Origin of the sequence: Austwickia chelonae NBRC 105200, from assembly GCF_000298175.1 — a bacterium.
GTDB lineage: Bacteria > Actinomycetota > Actinomycetes > Actinomycetales > Dermatophilaceae > Austwickia > Austwickia chelonae.
Genome location: NZ_BAGZ01000005.1, coordinates 60,111 through 83,159, shown reverse-complemented (window position 1 = coordinate 83,159; position 23,049 = coordinate 60,111). Strand labels below are relative to the sequence as shown.

Below are 23,049 nucleotides of genomic sequence, written 5' to 3'. Positions count from 1 at the left end.
CTCAACACTCCCGCCCGGTCAACACATCCACCGACCCCACACCCACCAGCTTCCGCCGCAAGGCGTCATACCGATCCAAGGACTCCAGACACCGATCCCGCACCTCGTCATTGATCGCCCCGTAATGCCACCGATAATCACCTGCCATGAAATCGACCCCACACGCCTTCACCGTGTCCGCCACAACACAGAAAGGACGCCCCCTGGTCGACTTCGCCACCTCGAAAGCCTCATGAATCGCGTCATAGTCATGACCGTCGATCCGCCGCACCTCAAACCCAAAAGACGCGAACTTATCCTCCACCGGCTCCAACGCCATCACCGACTCCGTCGGACCATCGATCATGCACCGATTCCGATCAACCACAACCACGACATTGTCCAACCGGAAATGCGCCATCGACATCGCCGCCTCCCAGTTCGACCCCTCGTTCAACTCACCGTCACCCACCACCACATACGTCCGCCACCCCTGCCCCAGCTGACGCGCAGCCAACCCGAAACCCACCGCGATCGACATCCCGTGCCCCAACGAACCCGTCGACGCCTCCACCCCCGGCACCTTCTTCGCATCCAGATGCATCCCCAGCCGACTCCCCGTCAGATTGAACTCCCTCAACTCCTCGGCCGGAAGCCACCCCAGGTCAGCCAACACCCCCACATAGGCCACCCCACAATGCCCCTTCGACAACAAGAAACGATCCCGCCCGGGCGCTCGCGGATCGCTAGGGTCGATCTTCATGCCGTGGTAATAGAGGTAGGTCATCAGATCGTTCACTGACAGGCCTCCGCCGATGTGGGCGCTCCCCGCCCAGTAAGTCGTGTTCACGGTTTGTCGTCGTAGCTGAGCTGCCTTTTCCTCCAAAGCGAGCCGTTCATCGCTGGTCAGCCTCATGTCAGCCCTTCCCGACAGTCTGGATCTCTTGACGTTCCGGATGTCGCGCCCGCACCACAGCGAAGGATTCGTGAGCGACGTCGAGGGTGTACGCGATGTCCTCCTCGGTGATCGCCGTGTTCATGAACAGGTTGTGGTGGCTGGTGAAGAAAACACCTCGCCGAACGCACTCGGCGATCCATTCCTGATGGAGCATCATGGTGTCGTCGTCGGCGATCCGCATGAACCACATGGCCGGCTCTCCGCTGATCCGCAGATCGAAACCGTGCTCGGCAGCTGCTGCTCGTAAACCGTCGGTGAGGATCCGGCCGGTCTGCCTCATCCGTCCTGGTGCGTCGATCCTCGTGAGTTTCTCCAGGCAAGCGATCGCCGCGGCGAAAGGGACAGAGCTGAGCCAGTACGATCCGGTGTACATCACCGAGCCGGCGGCAGCTCTGAGAGCATCATCACCGACCAGCGCGGAGACATTCCAGCCGTTGGCCAGAGCTTTGCAGAAACATTGCAGATCTGCTCGTAGGCCGTAGTGTGCGGAGGATCCACGCATGTCGAGCCGGAAGCCGGCTCGCACGTCGTCGACCGCCAGCACGATGCCGTGTTCGGTGCACAGTTCGCGCACGGTCGACCACCAGGAAGGTTCCGGCAATTCGTTGTCCGCGAAGACCGGGTGGTGGTAGGGCGTAGCCATCAGCACGGCGATCTGGCCTCGGTGTGCTTCCATCGTGCGGCGCAACGCGTCGAGATCGCCCCAGGTGCAGTAGAGGTTGTTGGCGACATCGTGATCGGTGATGCCGGGGGAGCCGTACTGCTGCGTCCAGGGTGCCACCCCGTGGTAGTGCCCGCGGAAGAGGATCGCCTTGTCGCGTCCGGTGGCGGCTCGGGCGATCATCATGGCCAGCGAAGTGGTGTCGCCACCGTTCTTGGCGAAGAAAGCCCAGTCGGCGCCGTCGACAGTGTCGACGAGGAGTTCGGCGAGTTCGACCATCGTGGCGGTGGGCAGGGTCGTGCAGTTACCGGTGGCGATCTGAGCCCGCGCCGCCGCGTCAACATCCGGGTCTCCATAGCCGAGGATGTTGGGTCCGTAGGCGCACATGTAATCGATGTACCGGTTGCCGTCGACATCCCAGACGTAGGCTCCATGTGCTCGAGCTGCATAGAAGGGGTACGCGGAGACCGGGATGTAGCAACCTTCGCTGGGTCCGAGGTGCCCGTAGATCCCGCTGGGGACCACTTTCAAAGCTCGTTCGAAGAGCGCGCGGCTCTGTGGGTGTTCATAGGTCTGCACTGGACCTCACCTCGATGTGTCCTCGGGTTGCGCCTCGATACACGGGAGGTTATCCCTCTGCCTACGAAAACCGTTGTATCTCAGTTGTTTTCATGAGTGATCTTGGCCATTTCCGGCCCGATGCAAGGCGATGGCCCATCGCGGCATGCACGTTTTCGTGCACAGGAAGGTCCGCACGATTTCGTGCGGAAGGAGGTGGAGGTGCGGCAACTCAGTGCACAGCTTCTCGAGAGCCAGCAAGTGAAGTGACGCTCACAACATCATCGAGCCGCGTCCGTCGATCCCACCGCCCGACGAGCAGGTGATCGTCTTTCCTTCATTGCCGGGAGCAGCTGTGAAGTGGGTTTTGGAGATGAGGGGAGTGGTGGTTTTTGAAAAGTGACATAATGAAGATTATCGGCAAGCTCTCTATCTCGCCGTGACCACCTTCGTGAGCTCAATTCGCATCATCACCGAATGATCTGCGACGCCCCGGTCCGTCGAGAGCCGTTCTTCACCTCGGCTACGAGGTCAACGCACTTGAGAGTTTCGGCCAGGTGCCGGTAACGAGCGATGGAAAACCTCCAGGACAACACCCGGAGACAAAAAAACTCCAGGCCGGACGGGTGCACACCGTCGTTCATGAGCGATCGACGCTGAGGGCGGAAGGAAGATGTTACCGCCCTCAGCGCAGGACCGGCTCCATGAAGAATCTCCCCGGCACGGTCGAGCCTGCGAAGGGAGCACGGAACAGAATCGCTCAACTATGCGCAGCGGCAACCGCCAGCGCCAACGCATCACCGAAGCGCGTCTCCCTCTCTTCAGCAGACATGTCAGAACTCCCATCGAGCAGATGGTCACTCACGGTCAAGACCGCCAAGGCATCCTTGCCGAACTCGGCTGCCACACCGAAGAGCGCCGCAGCCTCCATCTCGGCCCCCAGGATCCCGTACCTGTCGTACAGATCCAGATCGGCGAAAGGAGTGACCAGATAAAAATGGTCTTTGCTCAGCACCGTCCCGACATGCACACCCTCACGACCGGCGGCTGCGCCCATAGCAGCTGCGGCGAGTGGAAAGCTTGCTGTCGCAGAGAAATTCAACCCCGGCAGCCGGTGTTGATTAATCGATGAATCAGTGTGGGCCCCCGTGGCGACGATGACATCGCCCACGCTGACCCGACGCGAGATACCTCCGGCGGTCCCAACTCGGATGATCCGTTCGACCCCGTAGTGCATGAACAGCTCGGTCGCATAGATCGTCGCCGAAGGCATTCCCATGCCCGACCCCATCACCGAGAGAGGCTTACCGTCGATCGTGCCCGTGAACCCCAGCATGCCCCGAACGTCGGTGATCAACTCCGCGTCAGGCATGAGCTGTTCGGCTATGCGGCGAGCACGACGGGGGTCGCCGGGCATCAGGACAGCTGATGCGAAAGACCCCGGTTCGGCTGAGATGTGCGGCGTGGCCATCGTGTTCCTTTTCTCTGGATTGAAGACCCTCGAGAGCGTCCTCCGCAGAGCGGAAGCTCCCTGCCGCCCACGCTACGGGAGCGGTGTTCGAGGCCCCCAGCCTCCCCCCCTGGGGCTACGCCGCCGAATCAGAGTGGAGCAGCGTATTTTTCAAGCGGGGCGTCGAAGGAAGAACCTGCCATCAAGCTCAGTTGAGCGCCCGAATAGGCTGACGTCGTGGATGACGGCAAGACCCCATGAGCAGACGCTCCCCCTCCCCCACGATGCGATATCGACTCCTCTATCTTGCGCCGTTGGTCATGGCCATTACTCATGCGCTGATCGCAGCCGTCTGGGATGTCTACCCTCCTGATCTTGAGGTCTATGTGCGTGGCGGCAGAACTTTACTTGAAGAGGGGGATATCTACCTCAGCCCGAACGATGTCCTCCCTTTCACCTATCCCCCCTTTGCCGCTTTCCTTTTCCAGGGATTTGCCCTGGCGCCCTCGATGGCTCCTCCCCTGCTCACATTCTTGTCCGGGCTAGCTCTGGCCAGAGTAGTAATCCTGACCTTCTGTCATGTCGACATAGATGTTCACCTCGACATCCGTCATCTTTTCCTCATTTTTATCGGATCTCTCCTTTTGGAGCCGATCACCATGACATTCACCCTCGGGCAGGTGAACCTCATACTTCTGTGGATGATCTTCGAGTGCGCGATCGGCGATCGGCGGTGGAGATATATCGGCATCGGCATCGCGGGGGGGATCAAACTCACCCCCTTGATTTTCCTCCTCCCGCTCATGAAACCTTCTCGGTGGCGAGAAATGGCCGGTAATTTATTGGCATTATCCACCACTGTGATGATCGGGTGGCTCGTCTGCCCCGACGGAACTGTTGATTTCTTTATCGATAAGATGCGCGATCCGAAGAGGGTCGGGGGGGTCGAATACATCAGCAATCAGTCGCTGAACGGGATGATCTGGCGGTCGTTCGGTCCAGGCGGCGATGTCAGGGCATGGCTGATCAGCACGTTGGCGGTAATCGCTCTGGCTGCTGTACTCACGTGGACCAGCACTTCGCGACTGGTCCAGTTCCTCATCTGCGCCGCGACCGGAGTCCTCGTCTCCCCCATTTCATGGATACACCATTGGGTCTGGACGCTTCCTCTGATCATTTTTCTTCTTCGAGGAAGAACGGTCACCACTGGCCGTTTCAGGAGATGCCTGGCTGGCCTTGTTATTTTCGTGGAGCTATCACGCATCACCTGGCTGACTCCACACGAGAAAAATGCAGAATTCGAAGCTGCTATTCCACTGCTCCTGAGTGGGCAGCTCTACATCATAGGGGCACTGTGCATGCTATTCATATTTTTCTATGAAAAACAGATGCAGGGCCCGCCGTCTGCGCCACCTATCTCGGCGGTCCAATGTCCTGACATCACGCAACTGTCACCCGACGGCGAACCATCGGAGATAACGAGATAACACAGACATCAGAGATAGTCAGACTGGGCCCTGCAACTGGAAGACGGCTCAATCAGGCAACTCAGCCCTTGAACGCGTCCTTGACCTTCTCTCCGGCCTGCTTGAGGTCAGATGCAGTCTGGTCAACACGTCCTTCGGCCTCCAGATCCTTGTCGCCGGTGGCGCGGCCAGTCATTTCCTTGGCCTTTCCCTGCATTCCTTCAGCCGCATTGCGCATCTTGTCGTCGATCCCCATGATCCGGTACACGTCCTTCCCTCTTGACTATTCGGACGACGGACTTGTACCCACGCCTGCTTGCCCTAAACCGAATCCCCACCTCCGGACGGGAAAAATTTGCTGGGAAAACAGCGTGTATAGACTGGAAACACCCTGTGCGCCAGGTCGTTCGCCCTGACAGCACTTTCGCCGGTAGAGTTCCGTGGTCACCCACTGGCGCGGAGGCGCCGAACAAGGGTGCGCGACCGCCGGAGCAAGTCACATGGGGAACAAGGCTTCGGCCCAGGGCGTTGTGGCCGATTGAGCACGCAGAGCGAGTCAGGCAGCTGACGGAGGACAAGAAATGGCAGAACGGTCGCTTAGAGGGACCAACCTATCGGCGTTGAGCATGGAGACGGACGAGAATGTCGTCCTCTCCGAACGCCAGATCACCCGGTATGTCTGCGCCAACAACCACGTCAGCGAGCTTCCCTTCTCCGTCGAAGCCGACATCCCCCCGACATGGGAATGCCGCTGCGGCCAAGAGGCCAAGCTCGTCGACGGCCCCGCACCCGAGGAAAAGCCCACGAAGGTGGCCCGTACCCACTGGGACATGCTCCTGGAACGACGCTCCATCGCCGAGCTCGAAGAGCTTCTCGAAGAGCGTCTGACCTTGCTACGCGCATCCCGAGGCGAGCCCACGGGCAAGCAGACAGCCTGAACACAGGTGTAAGAGGGCCCGGGCTGGGCGAGAATATGATTTCTCGCCCAGCCCGGGCCCTCTTACACCTGTAGGGATCGCAGAGGATCAGAGCACTTTGCCCGACACGATGTCCGGCCCGTCCTCTCCCTTGTCTGTCCCCTGACCCGGACCGGGACGCTCAGGCGGGCCCCCAGCGAACAGTCGCCGTTCCACCGCTCCCTGCAGAATTCGTCGAGCGATCGGCCTGGTCGGCGGAGCCACCGCAAAAAAACCGATGGCGTCCGTGATGAAACCCGGAGTCAGGAGAAGTGCACCACCGACCAAGACCAGCGCGCTGTCGGTCAGTTCTTTACCTGGCATCCGCCCGACCTGTAAAGCCTCAGAGAGCTGACGCCAGGTACTACGCCCCTCTCGCTTCATCAACCACGCACCGAACAAGGACTCGGCAAGCAGAAGAATGAAGGTCGGCCAGCCGCCGATGGTTCGCCCTACCGCGAGAATCACAGCGATCTCCGCCAAAGGCATGACCATCAGCAAGATCACCAAGACCGGAAAGATCCGGACACGTCTCCGACGAGGCTCGGGCCTCGCCGGAGAACGAGGAGGGAAGCCAGTCATCGATCGAGAGAGTTCCACCGTCCGGAACGGGCCCGCCCGAAGGCCGACTTCACCTGGCCTGCGCGATACTTCAAACCCCATGAAGTCACATTGATCAAGGACTCACGTACGATGTCGCCGCTCATCTTGGAGTCGCCGATCTCCCGCTCGACGAACATGATCGGAACCTCGACGATCTCCAATCCGGCTTTGACAGCCTTCCAGGTCAGATCCGTCTGGAAGCAGTACCCGTGGGACTCCACATGCTCCAGACCCATCATCCGCAACGCATCGGTCCGGTAAACCCGGAAGCCTGCGGTGGCATCACGCACCGGCATCCCGAGCAGCACCGCGATGTACAGGTTGCCGTAGACGGAGAGAGCCTTACGGTGTGCGGGCCAGTTGACCACCGAACCACCGGGTACCCAGCGGGAACCGATCACCACGTCCGCATTGGCCGCTGCCGCCAGCAGGGAGGGCAGATGCTCAGGACGGTGAGACCCGTCGGCATCCAGTTCCACAACCGCGTCGTAGCCTTTTTCCATCGCCCATTCGAAACCTGCGAGATAAGCCTTGCCGAGGCCTTCCTTACCCTTGCGGTGCATGACCTGGATCTTGTCGTCCTCGGCGGCCAAAGCGTCGGCGACCTCACCGGTCCCGTCCGGCGAGTTGTCCTCCAGGACCAGGATGTCGCACTCGGGCACGGCTTCCCGGACCCGCTTGGCAATGACAGGGAGGTTTTCCCGCTCGTTGTAGGTCGGGATCAGCACGACCACCTTCTCCAGGGGTGGGCGCATCCGCTCGGGGAGCTGGGGGGCGGCCTGACGGAAGCGTGAGAAGACGGACATGTGATCCTCGGCTCGTGAACGGACTGGTCACGCCATCCTACGGCGCCGACGGGCCAGGGCCACTATCACAGCCAGGATTGTCAGGACACTTGTCCCATATGCCGGGAGATCGCCCAGTTCAGTAGCGATCGTCCGCTGATGACGCAGCGGAAGGTCCTCCGTCAGTACCGCCTCCTCGAAGAGACCCGTCCAACCGTGGGTGACTCCATCAGGGGTGATCAGAGAGCTGACGCCGACATTGCTGATGTGCGCCACGCTGCGTCCGTGCTCGATGGCACGCAGGCGGGAGATCGCCAGCTGCTGCACCGATTCGTCGGTATATCCGAAGGTCGCATTGTTGGTGGGCACCATGATGAGGTTGGCGCCGTCGCGCACACCGTCCCGTACGAGCCCGTCGTAGGCGACCTCGAAGCAGATGTTGGCCCCCACGGCCACACCGGGATCGCCGCCTTGCCTCGGCAGCCGGAAGACCCCGACCTCGTTACCCCCCACGAAGTCACGGCGGACCAGGTCGACCTTGTCGGACAAGGCACGGAAGAAGCTGCGATAGGGGATGTACTCCCCGAAAGGAACCGGATGTCTCTTGTCGTAGCGCTGACTGGGACGCTCCTGGCCGGGAAGATACACCAGAGCAGCATTGGTCAGCTTGTCCGCCGGTTCGGTGAGCACCGCTCCCACGACGACGGGCGCGTCGATCGCGTCGACCGCGCTCCGGATCCTGGTGGCGGCGTCCTCGTGCCTTAACGGGTCGATGTCCGAAGAATTCTCCGGCCAGAGCACCACGTCCGGTGTGCGTTCGCCCTTGGCCCGGATCTTCAGCGCAGCTCGTTCGGTCAGTGTCGCGTGATTGTCCAGGACTGCCCGCCGTTGAGCGTTGAAGTCCAGTCCGGCCTGCGGGACATTCCCCTGGATCGCCATGACCCGGGCGGTGGGGCCGTCGACCGGCAAGGGAATAGCCAAGGGCGCCAAGGCCAGCGCCAATGCAGCAACGCCCGGGACACCGACCTCTCGGAAGAAGGGCCCAGGCACTTCGGGCACCTCCTCGGACATGACCGCGGACGGCGGACGCAGGCGGGCCGGGATCCTGTCCATGACCGGCTGACGGCAGCGACGTAGGAGATGGGCCGTACCGACAGCGAGGAAACCACCACAGACCGCGACGACGAAAGTCACCCCCGGCGCTCCAGCAAGACTGGCCACCCGCGCGAAGGGAGCATCTGCCTGACCGAAGGCCACCCTGGCCCAGGGGAAACCCCCGAACGGCGTGGTGCTCCGCAGCAGCTCCATGAGAACCCAGGAGCCTCCGACCAGCCAGGGGTAACTACGGTCACGCCAGGCGACGACGCCGGCACAGGCACCCAGGACAAGGAAGTAGAGCCCCTCGAGCAGGCTCAGTGCCATCCACGGCCCCGGCCCCACGTAGACCCCTGCCCAGGAGAGCAACGGGATCATGAAGGCCATGCCCCCGAGAAATCCGACGAACGCGCCCTTCCCCGGGCCTGTCCCCCGGGTACTCAGGGCGATGAGGGCGATCCCGAAAGGCGCCAGATACCAGAGGTCGACGCTTGGTTGGGCACACCACAGGAGTAACCCGCCGATGACGGCGAGGAGAGAGCGAGCCAGCACGTCGGGAAGGGTACCTGGCCCGGCTGGGATGCTGTCGGTCGGCCAGCCCCTGCCGGTTCTCCGACATCGTTGCCTGGGAAGGACGGATATCCGTCCTTCCCAGGCAACGATGCGCCCATCGCCGTTGGGTCCTTCCCCGATAGGAGGGGTGTTTTCTACTAGGCGCATGGAGCTTGGTCGGGCCGTTCGTCGCAGGGTTCGACGTAGAACGGCTCGTTTCAACATAGTCCCTGCACGGATGCTGTCAATATCGCCCCTGCCTGCGGAGTTGGGGGAACGATCCTGTTCATGAGCTGATCTTCCAGCGAATTTTTCACTGGGGCGATTTAATTCACACTCCGACCGGGGTGCAGCTTCCTGTTCGCAGGTGTGGACTGACAGGCTGGGTACATGTCTTCTTTGATGCTGGTGGATGCAGCAGGCCTGTACTACCGGGCCTTCTACGGGGTCCCGGCAGGCCGCGAGCGCGTCGACCAGGTCAGGAACAATGCGGTCCGGGGTTTCTTGGACATGATGGCGTCCCTGATCGGGCGTCGGCGTCCCGGTGGGGTGATCGCGTGCTGGGATGCCGATTGGCGGCCCGCATTCCGGGTGGAAGCGATCTCGTCATATAAGACCCATCGGTGTCATCCGGATGGTTCCGGGCGGGAGGATGTCCCTGTCGAACTCGCCGAGCAGGTGCCGGTGATCGCTGCGGCACTCGACGCGGTGGGCATCGCCCGGGTAGGGGTGCCCGGGTATGAGGCCGACGACGTGATCGGCAGTTATGTCGCGGCATGCCGGGACCGGCCGATCGAGATCGTCACGGGCGACCGCGATCTCTTCCAACTCGTGGACGACACACGCCGGGTCAAGGTCGTGTACACCGCTCGGGGAGGGGTACGGGACTCCCAGGTCGTCGACGAGTCGTGGTTGGCGGAACATTACGGGGTGTCCTCAGGCAGGGCTTATGCGGACCTCGCAGTGTTACGGGGAGATCCCTCCGATGGTCTCCCGGGAGTTGCGGGCATCGGGGAGAAGACGGGAGCGAAACTGCTGGCGGCCTTCGGAAGCCTGGCGGGACTCGTGGCAGCGATCGATGCCGCAGACATCCGGTTGAAAGGAGCGCAGGCCCGGCGTCTCCGGGATGCCCGCGCCTACCTGGACGCGGCTCCCACCGTGGTGCGGGTGGCTTCTGACTGCCCGCTGCCGCCTGGGGTGGATGGGGCGCTGCCCCGGCGGATCGCCGATCCCCGGACGGTCTCGGAACTGGCTCTCTCCCACCGGCTGACGTCGAATTTCTCCCGGCTGATGTCAGCGCTGCAGATCCCTTGATCCCGTCGTACTTCCGAGCGGAAGCCGGTCAGTCGAGTCTGTCCGCTGCGACGACTCCCCTCAGCACGGAGCTTCCCGCTCGGCGAGCGGACTCGGCCAGTTCCGGACGAGGCGCAGCCTGGGCAATCTGATCGAGGAGGTCCACGACCTGTTTGCATCGTCGGACGAAGTCCCCCGGTGCGAGATCGCTCCCGTCCAGAACGGACTCAAGTCGTGATCCGGTGGCCCATCGGTGCATGATCGCGCTCAGACCGGCGTCCGGAGGTGCTGTAGTCGGCAGGCCTCTGGCGGTCAGCCGGTCGTCCAGTCCCGACCACAGGTCGAGCATCGCGTCATAAGCCTCCCCGACTGCCGCTGTAGGCATCGTCGGGAAGGGATTGTTTTCCTCCCGGCGAGGTTCGTGCACCAGGGTGGAGACCATCGCCGCCAGTTCCGCCGGGGACAAGGTCAGCCACAAGTCGTGCCGAAGGCATTCGGCCACCAGCAGGTCACGCTCGTTGTAGATCCGGCGCAGGCGTTCTCCTGCCGAGGTGACCGTGGTTCCTCCGTCGGTGAGATAGCCCAGTTCGGTGAGGATGTCGCAGAGGCGGTCGAAAGTCCGCGCGATCGAATTGGTGCGCCCGGCGACCTTCCGACGCAAGGCAGCAGTCTCACGTTCCAGGCGCCACCAACGTTCTGCCCATCGGGCGTGGTGCTCGCGGTCAGGGCAGCCGTGGCAGGGATGTCTCCTCAGCTGAGCCCGCAGGTCATCGACGCGACGCTCGGTGGCTTGGGCCGAATGTGTGACGGACATGTCGGCTTCCGGCGGTGGCCCGTCCACCGGGACCTGCGCCCGGACGGTGGCGGCCAGATCCTTGCGGTCCTTGACGACCCTCGCGTGGAAGCCCTTCGGGATCTTCACTTTCGCGACGGCTCTCGCCGGGCAGGAGAGTTCACGCGGACCGATCCGGATCGCCCGGGCGTCCTCGGTCAGGACGGTGACGAGCGGATCGCTTCCGCGCGGGTTGCTCCCGGAGAGCACCACTGCTCGTCCGCTGTGTCTGCCTTCGGTGAGGTGGAGGACATCGCCCGGGCGGAGGCCTTCGAGACTCTGGGCGATCAGCGCGCGATGAGCGGTGTGGCGAGCGCGTACCGCGTCCTTTTCCACGTCGGAGATCTGCCGTCGCAAGGCGGCGTATTCGGTGAAGTCTCCGAGGTGGCAGGTCATGGATTCGGCGTAGCCGTCCAGGGCTTCTTGGTGTTGGTGGATGGTCCGGTTCATCCCGACGACCGAGCGGTCGGCTTGGTATTGCGCGAAGCTGGTTTCCAGGACGTTGCGGGCGCGGTCGCGGCCGAAGGTGGCGACAAGGTTGACTGCCATGTTGGGGTTGGGGCGGAAGCTGCTGCGGAGCGGGTAGGTGCGGGTGGAGGCCAGTCCGCCTACGGCGTCGGGGTCGATCTGGGGGTTCCAGAGGACGACGGCGTGTCCTTCGATGTCGACGCCTCGTCGTCCGGCTCGTCCGGTGAGTTGGGTGTATTCGGCGGGTGTGATTCCGACGTGGGCTTCGCCGTTGTATTTGACGAGTTTTTCGAGGATGACGCTGCGGGCTGGCATGTTGATGCCGAGGGCGAGGGTCTCGGTGGCGAAGACGGCCCGGATGAGGCCTGCGGTGAAGAGTTCTTCGACGATCTCTCGGAAGGTGGGCAGCATTCCGGCGTGGTGGGCTGCGAATCCTCGGGTCAGTCCGGCGAGGAAGTCCCGGTATCCGAGGACTGTCAGGTCGTCGGGGGCCAGGCTGGCGACCCGTTCTTCGACGGTTCGGTGGATGTGTCGTGCTTGGTCTTCGGGGATGAGGTTGGTTCCGGCTTGGAGGAGTTGTTGTACGGCCGCGTCGCATCCGGCGCGGCTGAAGATGAAGGTGATGGCGGGTAGTAGTCCGGCTCTGTCGAGGCTGTCGATGACGGTGGCTCGGGAGTGTGGTCGTCCGGGGGGCCGGGGGTGGGTCTCCGCGGGCGTCGAGTGGTTCGTTCGGGGGTGGCCGGGGCGTCGCCGGATCTTTCCTCTGCGGCCGCGGGGTCCGCCGATGTCCTCGAGTCGTCCTCTCCGGTCGGTGGAACGGCGCTGTCCGATGATGGCGTCGAGGAGGTCGGGGTTGATCGTGAGGGTCTGTGGGGGTCCGTGGTGGTGTCGGTGTGTGGGGGTGCGGGGGTCGTCGGTCTCGGCGAAGAGGTCGTGGACGGTGTGTCCGACCATCATGTGTTGCCAGAGTGGGACGGGTCGGAACTCTTCGACGACGATTTCGGTATCGCCGCGTACTTCTCCTAGCCAGGCGCCGAATTCTTCGGCGTTGCTGACGGTGGCGGACAGGGAGATGACGCTGACGTGGTCGGGGAGGTGGATGATGACTTCTTCCCATACCGCGCCGCGGAAGCGGTCTGCCAGGTAGTGGACTTCGTCCATCACTACGTAGCCGAGGCCGGCGAGGTCGGGGCTCTCGACGTAGAGCATGTTCCGGAGGACCTCGGTGGTCATGACCACGATCGGGGCGTGTCCGTTGATCACGGAGTCGCCGGTGAGGAGTCCGACCTTGTCGTTTCCGTGTCGTCGGCACAGGTCGGTGTACTTCTGGTTCGACAGGGCTTTGATGGGGGTGGTGTAGAAGGCTTTCTTGCCTTGGGTCAGGGCGAGATGGACTGCGAACTCCCCGACGATGGTCTTGCCGGCTCCGGTCGGGGCGGCGACGAGGACGCCTCGGCCTTCTTCTACTGCTTGGCAGGCTCTGATCTGGAAGTCGTCGAGGGGGAACTCGTAGCCGGCTGCGAATTCGTGGGTCTGGGAGGAACGACGCTGTTTTCGAGCGGCCGCGTACCGTTCTGCGGGTGACGACATGGTGCCAGGCTACGGCAGCGGAGCTTGGTGGTCCGTCGTCGACCGGGCGGTGACGGACCACCGGGTCCGGTCAGAGGGGGCTGGCTTCGTCGTCGGAGACCTGGGTGGTCCAGTCGGGGCGGTGTCGGGCGCGTCGCCGGTCGTTGAGTGCTGCGATTCCGCAGGCCATGAAGTAGAGGGCGACCATGGGTAGAGCGAGGGTGAACATGGTGAATGGGTCGGGGGTGGGGGTCATCACGGCGGCGAAGACGAAGATGCCGACTACGGCGAATCGCCAGACTGTGAGCATCGACGAGGCGGGGAGTATCCCGATCAGGTTGAGTGCGACGAGGAAGACGGGGAGGAGGAAGGCCAGACCGAACGCGATGATGAAGCGGGTCACGAAACGGATGTAGTCCGGTGCCTGCACGATGTTGTCGGCCTCGGCCGGGGTGAATTCGAGCAGGATCTGGACGGCTTTGGGCAGGGTCACGTAGGCCAGATAGCATCCGGCCGCGAAGAGGGGTACCGCGCAGGCGAAGAATCCGAGGGCGGTGTGTTTCTCGCGTTTCGTGAGCCCTGGGACGATGAAAGCCCAGATCTGGTAGATCCACATCGGCGCCGAGATGATCAGTGCGATGAAGATGGCGACCTGGAGCTGGATGGCGAAGGGGTCGGTCAGCCCGCCGAAGTTGACCTGTCCGCCTTGGCGTTTGATCGGTTGGATCAGCAGGGTCAGTGCCGGGTGGTAGAGCTTCCAACCGGGTACGACCGCGATCAGGACGGTCACGGCGGCGATCAGGAAACGGTTACGCAGTTCTCGGAGATGGTCCACCAGGGACATGTGTCCCTCGGGGTCGCGTTTCGGCCCTGCCGGCAGAGAGAGTCTCACCGGTGGAGAGATCAGCGGGCCGGGTCCTGGCGTGGGCTCTCGGGCTTGGTCTCCGCCCGATGCTTCGCCTCGAATTCTGCACGCACCTGTGCTTCGATCCGTGCCCGTTCGGCTTTCTCCGTCTCCTCCTGGCGGATCTTGGCCTCGACCTCCGCGCGGATCCGTGCTTCGCGTTGTTCGGGCGTCTCTGCGGGAGCCGTGGTCTTGGCGCCGTCGGTGGGCTTCTGTGCCGTCGGTGGGACGGTCTGCCCGGGGACGGTCGTCTGGCTCGCTGCGCTGGGTTTGTCGTCGCTGCGCATCTCCTCGACCTCGGCCTTGAGGATGCGCATGGAGCGTCCCAGGCTACGAGCCGCGTCGGGGAGTTTCTTCCATCCGAAGAGGATCACGACGATCAGGACGATCACGATGAACTCGGGACCGCCTAGCCACTGTGGCATGTGTCACGCCTTCCGCTGAGATCTTGCTTGCGCACCGTCGCGAGGAAAAGGCTCCGGCGCCGGTCAGTGTACGTCCTCAACCAGGTCGTAGGCCGAGAGAGCATCGCGGGCGCCCTGGGTGATCTGGTCGGCGAGCCAGGTGGGTTCCAGGACGTGGATGGTTCCGCCGGAGCGCCATGCGAGGCGTCGTAGCCAGGCTACGTCGGCGGTGTGCAGGGTGAGGGTGGATGTGCCGGTGGGGTGTCTTTCGAAGGAGACGTGGGGGTAGTAGTCGCGCATCCATTCGGCGGCGGGGGTCAGTTGTAGTCGGACGAGGAGGTCGTCGGGTCCGGGTTGGAAGATGCCGTTGTCGACGTCTCGGGGGTGGGCGTGTTCTGGTGGTGTGCCTGGTTGGTCGAGGAGGGTGATGTCTTCGACGCGGTCGAGGCGGAAGAGGCGTACGGCGTCGGAGCGGTGGCACCATCCTTCGAGGTAGCCGCGGCCGTCGACGCTGGTGATGCGCATGGGGTCGACGTCGCGTTCGGTGGTTTCGTCGCGGGCTGCGACGAGGTAGCGCAGGTGGATGCGGCGTTTTTCTTGGATTGCGCGTCGGGCGGTGGCGAGGATGTGTTCTTGCGCGCCTTCGGTCATGTCGATCTGGATGCGGTCTCGGGCTGATTCGATGGTGGGGATGGCTGCGGAGGAGATGGCTTCTTCCAGTTTCGCCAGGGTGCGGTCGAGGGCGTCGTGGTCTTCTGGTCCGGGGATTTCGGAGAGGGTGCGTAGGGCGATGATGAGGGCGAGTGCTTCGTCGCGGCCGAGGCGCAGTGGGCGGGAGATGGTGTCGGCGTTGCTGAGGTAGACGCGGCCTTCTTCCCATTCGGCTTCGATGAGGTCGTCGGGCATGCCTCCGGGGGTTCCGCAGAGGAAGAGGAGTGCCAGGTCGGATTCGAGTTGTTCTCGGGTGACGTGGAGTTCTTCTGCTGCTCGGTCGATTTCGATTCCGGGTCGGTGGAGGAGCCAGGGAACCATGGTGAGGAGGCGGGCTAGTCGTTCGCCGGCGGATTCTTGGGGTGGGCGTTTGCGGTGGGGGTCGGTCATTGGGGTGTTCCGGGGGTGGTGTCGCGGTGGGTTTCGAGGGTTTTTCGTAGGGTGCGGGTGAGGGCGTCGATGACGGTGTGGGGGGAGAGTGCGATGACGTCGGGGCCGTAGGAGGCGAGTTCTTGGGCGAGGTTCTCGGTGTCCTGGGCGTGGAGTGTGAGGATGTCCCAACCGGGTCTGGTGGGGTCGGTGGCGGTGGTGGCGGCTCGGCGTCGGAGAGCGTGTCCGGTGCCGGGGCGGACGGCGATCTGGGCGGGGAAGGGGTCGCCTGAGCTGATACGGGCTTGGACGAAGGCGCGGGGGCGGTGCCCTGGGGGGACGTCGTAGCTTCCGGGTTGTCCGGTGCGGCGGACTTCGCCTTGGATTCGGCTGAGGCGGAAGATGCGTGGTTCGTTGAGGTCGGTGTCCAGTGCGGTGAGGTACCAGTGTCCTCGCCAGCTGGTGAGTCCCCAGGGGTGGACTTTGCGGGGGCGGGTCTGTCCGGAGTGGGCCGAGGTGTAGGTGAAGGTGATGGGGCAGGTGTCGACGACGGCGGCTCGGACCGGTTCGAAGGTGGGTTCGTGGGTTCGGATGCGTGCTTCGATCCCGATGATGGAGCTGTTGTCGCGTTCTACCCCGTCGGCGGCGAGTTTGCGTAGTGCGGTGGCTGCTGGGCCGCTGAGCGAGGCTTGGGCCCAGGTGCGGTTGGCGAGGGCGAGTACGGCGAGTTCGTCGGGGGTGAAGTGGAGTTCGGGGAGGTCGTATTCGCGGCGGTCGATGCGGTAGCCGGGTTCGTCGTCGAAGAAGGTGTCGAGTTGTTCGGTGATGAGAGGGATGCCGAGGTCTCGTAGTTCACCTTTGTCGCGTTCGAACATGCGTTCGAAGGCTTCGTCGGAGGTGGTGGACGCGTAGGCCGCGACCGAGGACCTGATCTGGTCCCGGGTCAGCGGCCTACGCGTGTACAGCAGGCAGATCACCACGTTGAGTAACCGTTCGGTCTTCGCGGCGACCATCGGCTGGGAACTCATGGGGTCGACGCTACCTGTCCGATGTGAGTCAGCGGGAGCGCCGGGCGGGCGTGGGTCAGCGCACGCCCACCAGGTCGACCACGAAGATCAGGGTCTCCCCCGGTTTGATGACGGCGCCGGCACCCCGGTCTCCGTAGCCCAGGTGCGGGGGGATCACCAGGCGTCGGCGACCGCCGACCTTCATCCCGGCGATGCCTTCGTCCCACCCTCGGATGACCCGGCCCGTCCCGAGGGGGAAGGAAAGGGTTTCCCCTCGGTTCCAGGATGCGTCGAACTCCTCACCGGTCGACCAGGCGACCCCGACGTAGTGGGCTTCGACGAGGGAGCCCGGGCGGGCTTCAGCTCCGTCGCCTTCGATGAGGTCTTCCATGACCAGTTCGGTCGGGGGGTTGTCTCCGGGGAAGTCGATCTCCGGTTTGGTGCGATTCGTCTCCGACATGCAGTTCACTCCTTCTCAGGTCGTCGAGGTGCGTGGCTGGGGCCACGGCTGCTTCGGTGCACGGCCCTGGGGGGGCTCAGGCGTCGTAGGCGTCGAGGATATCCAGGACGAAGATCAGGACATCGTCGGGTTTGATGTTGGCTTTGGGTTCGCCCTTATCACCATAGGCGTCCTCGGGCTGCGCCACGATGAGCAGGCGGGAACCGACCGTATGCCCGGGGATCGCATTGTCCCAGGCTTTGATGAGGTTGCCCTCCCCCACGGGGAAGTCGACGTAGTTCGGGTCGTGGTTGCCGGAGTAGTCGAAGGGCTTGCCCGGGTCGCGCCAGGTCACTCCGGTGTACCGGAAGCGGACGACCTGGCCTTTCTCGACCTTCTTGCCCGAACCGGTGATGAGCGGTTGGACGATCTTGTCCTTCGTGGCCTGCGGTGAGGGGACGGTGATCTTGGCCGGTTGCTTCAGGTCGTCGGGTACTTCGGCGGCAGGTATGCCCGGTTTGGGCGGGACGGGGGTTCCGGTCGCCCGTTCCAGTACCGGCCGGGCAGCGACCACGTCGATCACGAAGATGAGGGAGTCGTCCAGGGACATCCCCTCGGGAAGTTGGGCGTCGTTGATCATCTTCGAGGCCGGGACCGCGGCGAGCACCTGCGCGCCGATCTTCTGCCCCTTGACCGCCTTGTTGAAAACTTCCACGACGCCTTCCTCGCCGACCTTCAACGAGGTGGGTCGGCCGGCGTAGGAGGAGCCGATCAGTTTGCCGTCGGCCCCCGAGTAGCGGGCGTGATGGACGTCCAGCCACGCCTTGTCGCCGATCTGCTCTCCCGTGCCTTCCTTGATCACCCGGGTGTGCGAGCCCTTCGACCGGACCGGTTTCTCCGCCAGCTGCACGGTCGGCGGCGTCGTGGCGTTCGCTCCTGGCGTGACAGTGATCTTGTCGAATGCCGCGTTGTTCGCCGGGACATCGGACGAGGACGACGACCCTGGCGACCCCCCGGGCGCGTCGGCGCATCCCGACACGAGCACGGCAGGGAGGATGGCCAGGCTGAACAGGCGTAATGTCACAGAGCGCACAGGCAGAACCTAACTTCGCTGGAGACTCGAGCAGGGCGTCGGGCGCAAGGGATCACCCGGCACCGGACCGCTGGCCAGCCTAACCCGGCTGGCCCGCACCGGAAGAGAAGCTCCTCGCAACGGAGCCCCTCATCCCCGCATCGAGGAGATCAACCGGTCCACACGTTCGTCGACGTGGGCAAAAGGATCCTTGCAGATCACCGTCCGTCCTTCGTCACCGTCGATCCTCAGATGCGTCCAGTCGACCCGGCAAGGACGCCCCGATTCCTCGGCCGCGGCCACCACCGCGCCACGCAGCCGGGCACGGGTCGTCGACGGAGGACCGGTCATCGCTTCCCTGGCATCTTCCTCGGTGGTCCACCGGTGCAGGTGGCCGGCTTTCTCCAGGCGCGCCGCCACACCTCGCCGTGGGTCGATGTCGTGGTAGAGCAGATCGAGCTGGGCCAGACGCGGATCGGACCAGTCCAGACCGTGACGGGCGACCTGCCGGGTGAGCAGCATGTGTTTGGCAGCCCAGTCGACATGGCGGGCGACCCGGTGGGCCTCCCCCGCCTCGACGGCGCCCAGGACCTCGTCCCACAACGACAGCGCAGCCTCGTCCCACGGGCGGGACGGGCCGTGCTCGGCCAGGTGCTCGGCGGCCAACACGTGATAAGCACGTTGGACGTCCACGGCACCGACCGTTCCACTCGCTGTGCGGAAAACGGCACGACCGGTGAGATCGTGGCCGACGGTACGGATCGCCGAAGCAGTGTCGACGGGAGTCAGATCGGGAGGAAGACGACCGGCCTCGAGAGCCCGCAGGACGAGATCGAGAGTGGCGACCTTCAACAGGGTGGAGGACTCGGCCATATTGCTGTCGCCGACGATGACATGGAGTCGACGGTGCCGACTCGCATCGGCGTGAGGTTCGTCCCGGGTGTTGATCATGGGGCGAGCACGGGTGGTGGCGCTGGAAGCACCTTCCCAGATGACCTCGGCGCGCTGGGAGAGGCAGTATCTGGCCCGCCCGTCAGGTGCGACGACGAGCCTCCCGGCTCCGCAGACCAGCTGACGGGTGACCAGGAAAGGGGTGAGCGCCGTGGACAGCACCGTCAGATCGGTGCTCCGGTCGATGAGGTAGTTCTCATGACAGCCGTAGGAGTTGCCGACGGAATCGACATTGTTCCGGAGGAGGAAGACCGTCACGTCCGGGGATTCCTCGGCCATGAGTTCCTCCGCGCGCGCGACCATGTCGTGGAGGATGAGGATTCCGGCGCGGTCGTGGGCGAGGAGGTCGGGCAGGGTGTCGCATTCGGCGGTGGCGTATTCGGGGTGGTTGCCGACGTCGAGGTAGAGGCGGCCGCCGTTGCGGAGGAAGACGTTGCTGCTGCGGTGTCGACGGACGATGTCGCGGAAGAGGTGGCGGACGATGTCGTCGGTTCCGGGTCGGTGGTCCTTCTCGGTGTGACAGGTCACTCCGTATTCGGTTTCCAGGCCGAGGATGCGCCGGTCCATCGGTCAGTCGCCGGTTCTGCGGTGGTCGCTGTGTTGGGTCTGGGGGTTGGTGGACCGGGGTCGTAGGTCGGGCAGGTCGACGGCGTCGAGTCTGCGGAAGGTTCGGCGGGGTCGGGTGCGGTCGAGCAGTGCGATCTCGAGGGGTGCTGGGGGAATGTCCTCGCGGCGCAGTGCGGTCGAGGCCGCGGCGATGACTTCGTGCATCGGTAGGTCGGTGTGCAGTTGTTCGCGTAGTGCGGTGGTGACGCGTTCGGCTGCGCCGCCGGAGACGGCGTAGCGGGGTTCGTCCCGGACCGACCCGTCGTAGGAGATGCGGTAGATCTCGTCCTTGGTGGGGTCGGTGCCGACCTGGGCGAGGAGGATCTCCACTTCGAAGGGTTTGGAGTCCTGGGCGAAGGTAGCTCCCAGGGTCTGGGCGTAGGTGCCGGCCAGCGCCCGTGCGGTGACATCGGTGCGGTCGTAGGCGTAGCCGCGCAGGTCGGCGTAGCGGACGCCGGCGACGCGGAGGGTTTCGAATTCGTGGTATTTGCCGACGCCGGCGAAGCCGATGCGGTCGTGGATCTCGGCGATCTTGTGGAGGGTGGGGCTGGGGTTCTCGGCGACGAAGAGGATGCCTTCCCGGCAGCTGGCGGCGAGGACGGAGCGTCCGCGGGAGATGCCTTTGCGGGCGAATTCGGCACGGTCCTTGGTCAGTTGTTCCGGTGAGACGTAGAAGGGCATGCTCATCGGGCGCCTCCGGGGTTGTGTCGGCGGTCGGCGACGAGGGTTTCGACGATGTCGGCGATGTCGTTGTCGGCGACGAGGCGGGCGCCGTCGTTGTCGGCGAGTGCGCAGGTGGGCCAGAGTCGTCGGGCGATGTCGGGGCCTCCGGTGGCGGTGTCGTCGTCGGCGGCGTCGTAGAGGGCTTCGACGGCGATGCGTAGGGCGGTGTCGGCGTCGAGGGTGGGGTGCCAGAGTTTTTTGAGGGCGCCGCGGGCGAAGAGGGATCCTGAGCCGACGCCGGCGTAGTCGTGTTCTTCGTAGCATCCGCCGGCGACGTCGTAGCTGAAGATGCGGCCGGTGTGGCCGTCGTATCCGGCGAAGAGGGGGACGACGCCGAGTCCGCGCAGGGCGAGGGGGAGGTTTCCTCGGATCATGGTGCGCAGGCGGTTGGCGCGGCCTTCCAGGGAGAGTGGTGTGCCTTCGATTTTTTCGTAGTGTTCGAGTTCGACCTGGAAGAGGGCGACCATTTCGGTGGCGACTCCGGCGACTCCGGAGATCCCGACGAGGGAGCTTTCGTCGGCGACGAAGACTTTGTCGATGGTGCGGTTGGCGATGAGGTTTCCGCTGGTGGCCCGGCGGTCGCCGGCCATGACGACGCCTCCGTCGAAGGCGACGGCGACGATGGTGGTGCCGTGTGGGAGGGGGGTCTGGGTGTCGGTGGGCAGGGTGGCCGGTGCGGTGGGGAGGAGTTCGGGTGCGTGGTCGGTGAGGAAGGCGGAGAAGGAGGAGGTCGTTGCGGTGAGGAAGGCGGGGTCGAATCCGCGTGTGTGGGAGGTCACTGGCCGCCTTTCTGGATGAATCCGCGGACGAATTCTTCGGCGTTGGTTTCCAGGAGGCTGTCGATGTCGTCGAGGACAGCGTCGATGTCCGCGTCGAGTTCTGACCTGCGGGTGGAGGCGTGGGGCGCGGCGGGGGGTATGTCGTCTGTGGGGTCTCCGTGTGGGGGGCGGGTCTGTTCCTGGCCTGGCATCGTGTCCTCCTCGTGCGCTGGTGTCTTTCAGATTAAGTGTTCGTGGTGAGTTCGTTCAGGAGCGTGTCGGCGTCCGGGCAGCGTTCCAGGAGTGCGTGGGTGCGTTCGCGGGTGCCGCGGGTGGGGTCGAGGGTGTCGACGCGTTGGAGGGCTGGGCGTCCGGGGACGTCGAAGACGATGCTGTCCCAGGATGCGGCGATGACATGGCGGGGGTAGCGGCGTAGGCATTCGCCGCGGAACCAGGCTCGGGTGTCGGGTGGGGGGCAGGTGGTGGCCTGTTGGACGAGGGTGGGGTCGGTGAGTCGTTCGAGGGAGCCTCGTTCTTCGAGGCGGCGGGCGAGTCCGCGTCCGGGGCGCAGGTCGGACCATTGGATGTCGATGGCGGACAGGAGGGGGGCGTCCCAGTCCAGGCCGTCGCGGCTGCGGTATCTCTCCAGGAGGGTCCATTTGGCGACCCAGTCGATGTGGGCTGCGGCGGAGGCCGGATCGTTTTCCAGGCGGGTGAGGACGTCCTCCCAGCGGAGGAGGACTTCAGCGGTGTCCGGGTCGAGGTCGTCGCCGACGGTGGCGGCGAGATGTCGGTGGACGAGTTCGAGGTAGGTCCATTGGAGTTGGAGACCGGTGAGGGTAGTTCCGGTTTCGGTGCGGACGGTGGCGTGCAGGGTCGGGTCGTGGGAGATGGTGTGCATGGCGGCGACCGGGTCCGTGGGGGTGATCGCGGCGGGGTCGAGGCCCAGGCGGGTGAGGCCTCCGTGTTCGATCAGGTCCAGGACGAGGCTGGTGGTCCCGGTCTTGAGGAGTCCTGCGACCTCGGCGAAGGTGGCGTCTCCGACGATGACGTGCAGGCGCCGGTATCGGCGGGGGTCGGCGTGTGGTTCGTCGCGGGTGTTGATGATGGGGCGCCGGAAGGTGGTTTCCAGGCCGACGCGGTTCTCGAAGAAGTCTGCCCTGGCGGAGATCTGGTATCCGGGGGTCTGTGAGCGGGGGCCCAGGCCGACGCGTCCTGCTCCGCAGATCACCGGGCGGGAGACGAAGAAGGGTGTCAGGTCGGAGACGATCCGTTCGAAGGGTGTGTCCCGGGTGACGAGATAGTTCTCGTGGAATCCGTAGGAGGCGCCTTTACCGTCGGTGTTGTTCTTGTAGAGGTTGATCGCCGGTCCGTGTCGCGGGTCGGAGGGGTGCGCGTCGACGGGTGCGGGTCGGGCGACCAGTTCGGCCGCGCGCGCCATGACGAGTTCGCCGGCGCGTTCCCAGAGGAGGGTGTCGCGGGGGGTGGTGGTTTCTGGTGCGCTGTATTCGGGGTGGGCGTGGTCGACGTAGAGGCGGGCTCCGTTGGTGAGGACGACGTTGGCGACGGTGGGGTCGTCGGCCCAGTCGTCGGTGAGTTGGCTGGGGTGGGCGTGTCGGCGGGGTGTGGTCCATCCGCGGGCGTCGGTCAGGGGTGTTTCGCCGGTGTAGTCCCAGTGGTGGTCGAGGTGGTGGTGTCCGTGGTCTTGGGCGTAGGCCTGCACGATGCGGCCGGAGGCGATCATCGGGTTGGCGTCGGGGTGCCCGGGGACGGTGATTCCGTATTCGGTTTCGGTGCCCATGATGCGTCGGACGGTCATGTCAGCAGCCTACGCAGCGGTGGGTGTCGGTTCGTGGGGGTCGGCCGTGGGGGTGTGCTTC

The 23,049-nt window shown here is 64.3% G+C and carries 22 protein-coding genes; 3 read left to right on the top strand and 19 right to left on the bottom strand.

Annotation, left to right across the window (positions count from 1 at the left end):
- Position 1: 1 nt before the first annotated feature.
- The 3 genes from AUCHE_RS03665 to deoD form a co-directional block, all read right to left on the bottom strand.
- A complete protein-coding gene (locus AUCHE_RS03665; RefSeq protein WP_006501927.1) occupies positions 2-895 on the bottom strand; it encodes a transketolase in 894 nt (297 codons plus the stop codon).
- A 1-nt stretch (position 896) separates the two neighbouring features.
- A complete protein-coding gene (locus AUCHE_RS03660) occupies positions 897-2,177 on the bottom strand; it encodes an aminotransferase class III-fold pyridoxal phosphate-dependent enzyme (protein ID WP_006501926.1) in 1,281 nt (426 codons plus the stop codon).
- A gap of 739 nt (positions 2,178-2,916) precedes the next feature.
- The gene (deoD, locus tag AUCHE_RS03655) at positions 2,917-3,627 is read right to left on the bottom strand and encodes a purine-nucleoside phosphorylase (protein ID WP_006501925.1); all 711 of its coding nucleotides are present in this window, start codon (positions 3,625-3,627) and stop codon (positions 2,917-2,919) included.
- A gap of 299 nt (positions 3,628-3,926) precedes the next feature.
- Between deoD and AUCHE_RS03650 the strand changes: the two genes are divergently transcribed.
- Positions 3,927-5,093, top strand: coding sequence for a glycosyltransferase 87 family protein (locus AUCHE_RS03650; RefSeq protein WP_245706825.1), 1,167 nt, complete (start codon positions 3,927-3,929; stop codon positions 5,091-5,093).
- A gap of 61 nt (positions 5,094-5,154) precedes the next feature.
- Here AUCHE_RS03650 and AUCHE_RS03645 read toward each other — a convergent pair whose 3' ends face one another.
- Positions 5,155-5,328: a CsbD family protein gene (locus tag AUCHE_RS03645; protein WP_006501923.1), complete on the bottom strand. Its 174-nt coding sequence runs from the start codon at positions 5,326-5,328 to the stop codon at positions 5,155-5,157.
- 325 nt (positions 5,329-5,653) lie between these two features.
- On the opposite strand from AUCHE_RS03645, the gene AUCHE_RS03640 reads away from it, so the two are divergent.
- Positions 5,654-6,010 (top strand): RNA polymerase-binding protein RbpA, encoded by a 357-nt coding sequence (locus tag AUCHE_RS03640; RefSeq protein ID WP_006501922.1) that lies wholly within the window; start codon positions 5,654-5,656, stop codon positions 6,008-6,010.
- Positions 6,011-6,097: 87 nt separating this feature from the next.
- Here the strand turns inward: AUCHE_RS03640 and AUCHE_RS03635 are convergent, their stop codons facing one another.
- The 3 genes from AUCHE_RS03635 to lnt form a co-directional block, all read right to left on the bottom strand.
- On the bottom strand, positions 6,098-6,535 hold the full coding sequence (locus AUCHE_RS03635; protein ID WP_245706824.1) for an FxsA family protein: 438 nt from the start codon (positions 6,533-6,535) through the stop codon (positions 6,098-6,100).
- 71 nt (positions 6,536-6,606) lie between these two features.
- Positions 6,607-7,437: a polyprenol monophosphomannose synthase gene (locus tag AUCHE_RS03630; protein WP_006501920.1), complete on the bottom strand. Its 831-nt coding sequence runs from the start codon at positions 7,435-7,437 to the stop codon at positions 6,607-6,609.
- Between the two features lie 27 nt (positions 7,438-7,464).
- Complete coding sequence (gene lnt / locus AUCHE_RS03625; RefSeq protein WP_006501919.1) at positions 7,465-9,063, bottom strand: apolipoprotein N-acyltransferase; 1,599 nt, start codon at positions 9,061-9,063, stop codon at positions 7,465-7,467.
- Between the two features lie 390 nt (positions 9,064-9,453).
- On the opposite strand from lnt, the gene AUCHE_RS03620 reads away from it, so the two are divergent.
- Entirely contained in the window at positions 9,454-10,377 is a 924-nt protein-coding gene (locus AUCHE_RS03620) for a 5'-3' exonuclease (RefSeq protein ID WP_006501918.1), read from the top strand.
- Positions 10,378-10,405: 28 nt separating this feature from the next.
- Here the strand turns inward: AUCHE_RS03620 and AUCHE_RS03615 are convergent, their stop codons facing one another.
- The 12 genes from AUCHE_RS03615 to dop form a co-directional block, all read right to left on the bottom strand.
- On the bottom strand, positions 10,406-13,246 hold the full coding sequence (locus AUCHE_RS03615; RefSeq protein WP_006501917.1) for a DEAD/DEAH box helicase: 2,841 nt from the start codon (positions 13,244-13,246) through the stop codon (positions 10,406-10,408).
- Positions 13,247-13,316: 70 nt separating this feature from the next.
- A complete protein-coding gene (gene tatC / locus AUCHE_RS03610; protein ID WP_040321411.1) occupies positions 13,317-14,069 on the bottom strand; it encodes a twin-arginine translocase subunit TatC in 753 nt (250 codons plus the stop codon).
- A gap of 59 nt (positions 14,070-14,128) precedes the next feature.
- The gene (gene tatA / locus AUCHE_RS03605) at positions 14,129-14,554 is read right to left on the bottom strand and encodes a Sec-independent protein translocase subunit TatA (RefSeq protein ID WP_006501915.1); all 426 of its coding nucleotides are present in this window, start codon (positions 14,552-14,554) and stop codon (positions 14,129-14,131) included.
- A 63-nt stretch (positions 14,555-14,617) separates the two neighbouring features.
- A complete protein-coding gene (locus AUCHE_RS03600; RefSeq protein WP_006501914.1) occupies positions 14,618-15,634 on the bottom strand; it encodes a helix-turn-helix transcriptional regulator in 1,017 nt (338 codons plus the stop codon).
- Entirely contained in the window at positions 15,631-16,641 is a 1,011-nt protein-coding gene (locus tag AUCHE_RS03595) for a helix-turn-helix transcriptional regulator (RefSeq protein WP_040321410.1), read from the bottom strand. The genes AUCHE_RS03600 and AUCHE_RS03595 overlap by 4 nt, the downstream gene beginning before the upstream one ends.
- 55 nt (positions 16,642-16,696) lie before the next feature.
- Entirely contained in the window at positions 16,697-17,080 is a 384-nt protein-coding gene (locus AUCHE_RS03590; RefSeq protein WP_006501912.1) for an FKBP-type peptidyl-prolyl cis-trans isomerase, read from the bottom strand.
- A gap of 76 nt (positions 17,081-17,156) precedes the next feature.
- Entirely contained in the window at positions 17,157-18,152 is a 996-nt protein-coding gene (locus tag AUCHE_RS03585; RefSeq protein WP_006501911.1) for an FKBP-type peptidyl-prolyl cis-trans isomerase, read from the bottom strand.
- A 129-nt stretch (positions 18,153-18,281) separates the two neighbouring features.
- Positions 18,282-19,649, bottom strand: a complete 1,368-nt coding sequence (gene pafA, locus AUCHE_RS03580; protein WP_006501910.1) for a Pup--protein ligase — start codon at positions 19,647-19,649, stop codon at positions 18,282-18,284.
- A 3-nt stretch (positions 19,650-19,652) separates the two neighbouring features.
- A complete protein-coding gene (gene prcA / locus AUCHE_RS03575) occupies positions 19,653-20,375 on the bottom strand; it encodes a proteasome subunit alpha (RefSeq protein ID WP_006501909.1) in 723 nt (240 codons plus the stop codon).
- Positions 20,372-21,190, bottom strand: coding sequence for a proteasome subunit beta (gene prcB / locus AUCHE_RS03570; RefSeq protein ID WP_006501908.1), 819 nt, complete (start codon positions 21,188-21,190; stop codon positions 20,372-20,374). The genes prcA and prcB overlap by 4 nt, the downstream gene beginning before the upstream one ends.
- A complete protein-coding gene (locus AUCHE_RS03565; protein WP_006501907.1) occupies positions 21,187-21,381 on the bottom strand; it encodes a ubiquitin-like protein Pup in 195 nt (64 codons plus the stop codon). The genes prcB and AUCHE_RS03565 overlap by 4 nt, the downstream gene beginning before the upstream one ends.
- A gap of 32 nt (positions 21,382-21,413) precedes the next feature.
- Positions 21,414-22,988, bottom strand: a complete 1,575-nt coding sequence (gene dop / locus AUCHE_RS03560; protein ID WP_006501906.1) for a depupylase/deamidase Dop — start codon at positions 22,986-22,988, stop codon at positions 21,414-21,416.
- Between the last annotated feature and the right edge of the window lie 61 nt (positions 22,989-23,049).

Bases quoted from the DNA above. Each gene is read 5' to 3' on its own strand.
- AUCHE_RS03665 (WP_006501927.1), bottom strand. From the start codon at position 895: ATGAGGCTGACCAGCGATGAACGGCTCGCTTTGGAGGAAAAGGCAGCT.
- deoD (WP_006501925.1), bottom strand. From the start codon at position 3,627: ATGGCCACGCCGCACATCTCAGCCGAACCGGGGTCTTTCGCATCAGCT.
- AUCHE_RS03650 (WP_245706825.1), top strand. From the start codon at position 3,927: ATGGCCATTACTCATGCGCTGATCGCAGCCGTCTGGGATGTCTACCCT.
- AUCHE_RS03645 (WP_006501923.1), bottom strand. From the start codon at position 5,328: ATGGGGATCGACGACAAGATGCGCAATGCGGCTGAAGGAATGCAGGGA.
- AUCHE_RS03640 (WP_006501922.1), top strand. From the start codon at position 5,654: ATGGCAGAACGGTCGCTTAGAGGGACCAACCTATCGGCGTTGAGCATG.
- AUCHE_RS03630 (WP_006501920.1), bottom strand. From the start codon at position 7,437: ATGTCCGTCTTCTCACGCTTCCGTCAGGCCGCCCCCCAGCTCCCCGAG.
- AUCHE_RS03620 (WP_006501918.1), top strand. From the start codon at position 9,454: ATGTCTTCTTTGATGCTGGTGGATGCAGCAGGCCTGTACTACCGGGCC.
- AUCHE_RS03615 (WP_006501917.1), bottom strand. From the start codon at position 13,246: ATGTCGTCACCCGCAGAACGGTACGCGGCCGCTCGAAAACAGCGTCGT.
- tatC (WP_040321411.1), bottom strand. From the start codon at position 14,069: ATGTCCCTGGTGGACCATCTCCGAGAACTGCGTAACCGTTTCCTGATC.
- tatA (WP_006501915.1), bottom strand. From the start codon at position 14,554: ATGCCACAGTGGCTAGGCGGTCCCGAGTTCATCGTGATCGTCCTGATC.
- AUCHE_RS03600 (WP_006501914.1), bottom strand. From the start codon at position 15,634: ATGACCGACCCCCACCGCAAACGCCCACCCCAAGAATCCGCCGGCGAA.
- AUCHE_RS03595 (WP_040321410.1), bottom strand. From the start codon at position 16,641: ATGAGTTCCCAGCCGATGGTCGCCGCGAAGACCGAACGGTTACTCAAC.
- AUCHE_RS03590 (WP_006501912.1), bottom strand. From the start codon at position 17,080: ATGTCGGAGACGAATCGCACCAAACCGGAGATCGACTTCCCCGGAGAC.
- pafA (WP_006501910.1), bottom strand. From the start codon at position 19,649: ATGGACCGGCGCATCCTCGGCCTGGAAACCGAATACGGAGTGACCTGT.
- prcA (WP_006501909.1), bottom strand. From the start codon at position 20,375: ATGAGCATGCCCTTCTACGTCTCACCGGAACAACTGACCAAGGACCGT.
- AUCHE_RS03565 (WP_006501907.1), bottom strand. From the start codon at position 21,381: ATGCCAGGCCAGGAACAGACCCGCCCCCCACACGGAGACCCCACAGAC.
- dop (WP_006501906.1), bottom strand. From the start codon at position 22,988: ATGACCGTCCGACGCATCATGGGCACCGAAACCGAATACGGAATCACC.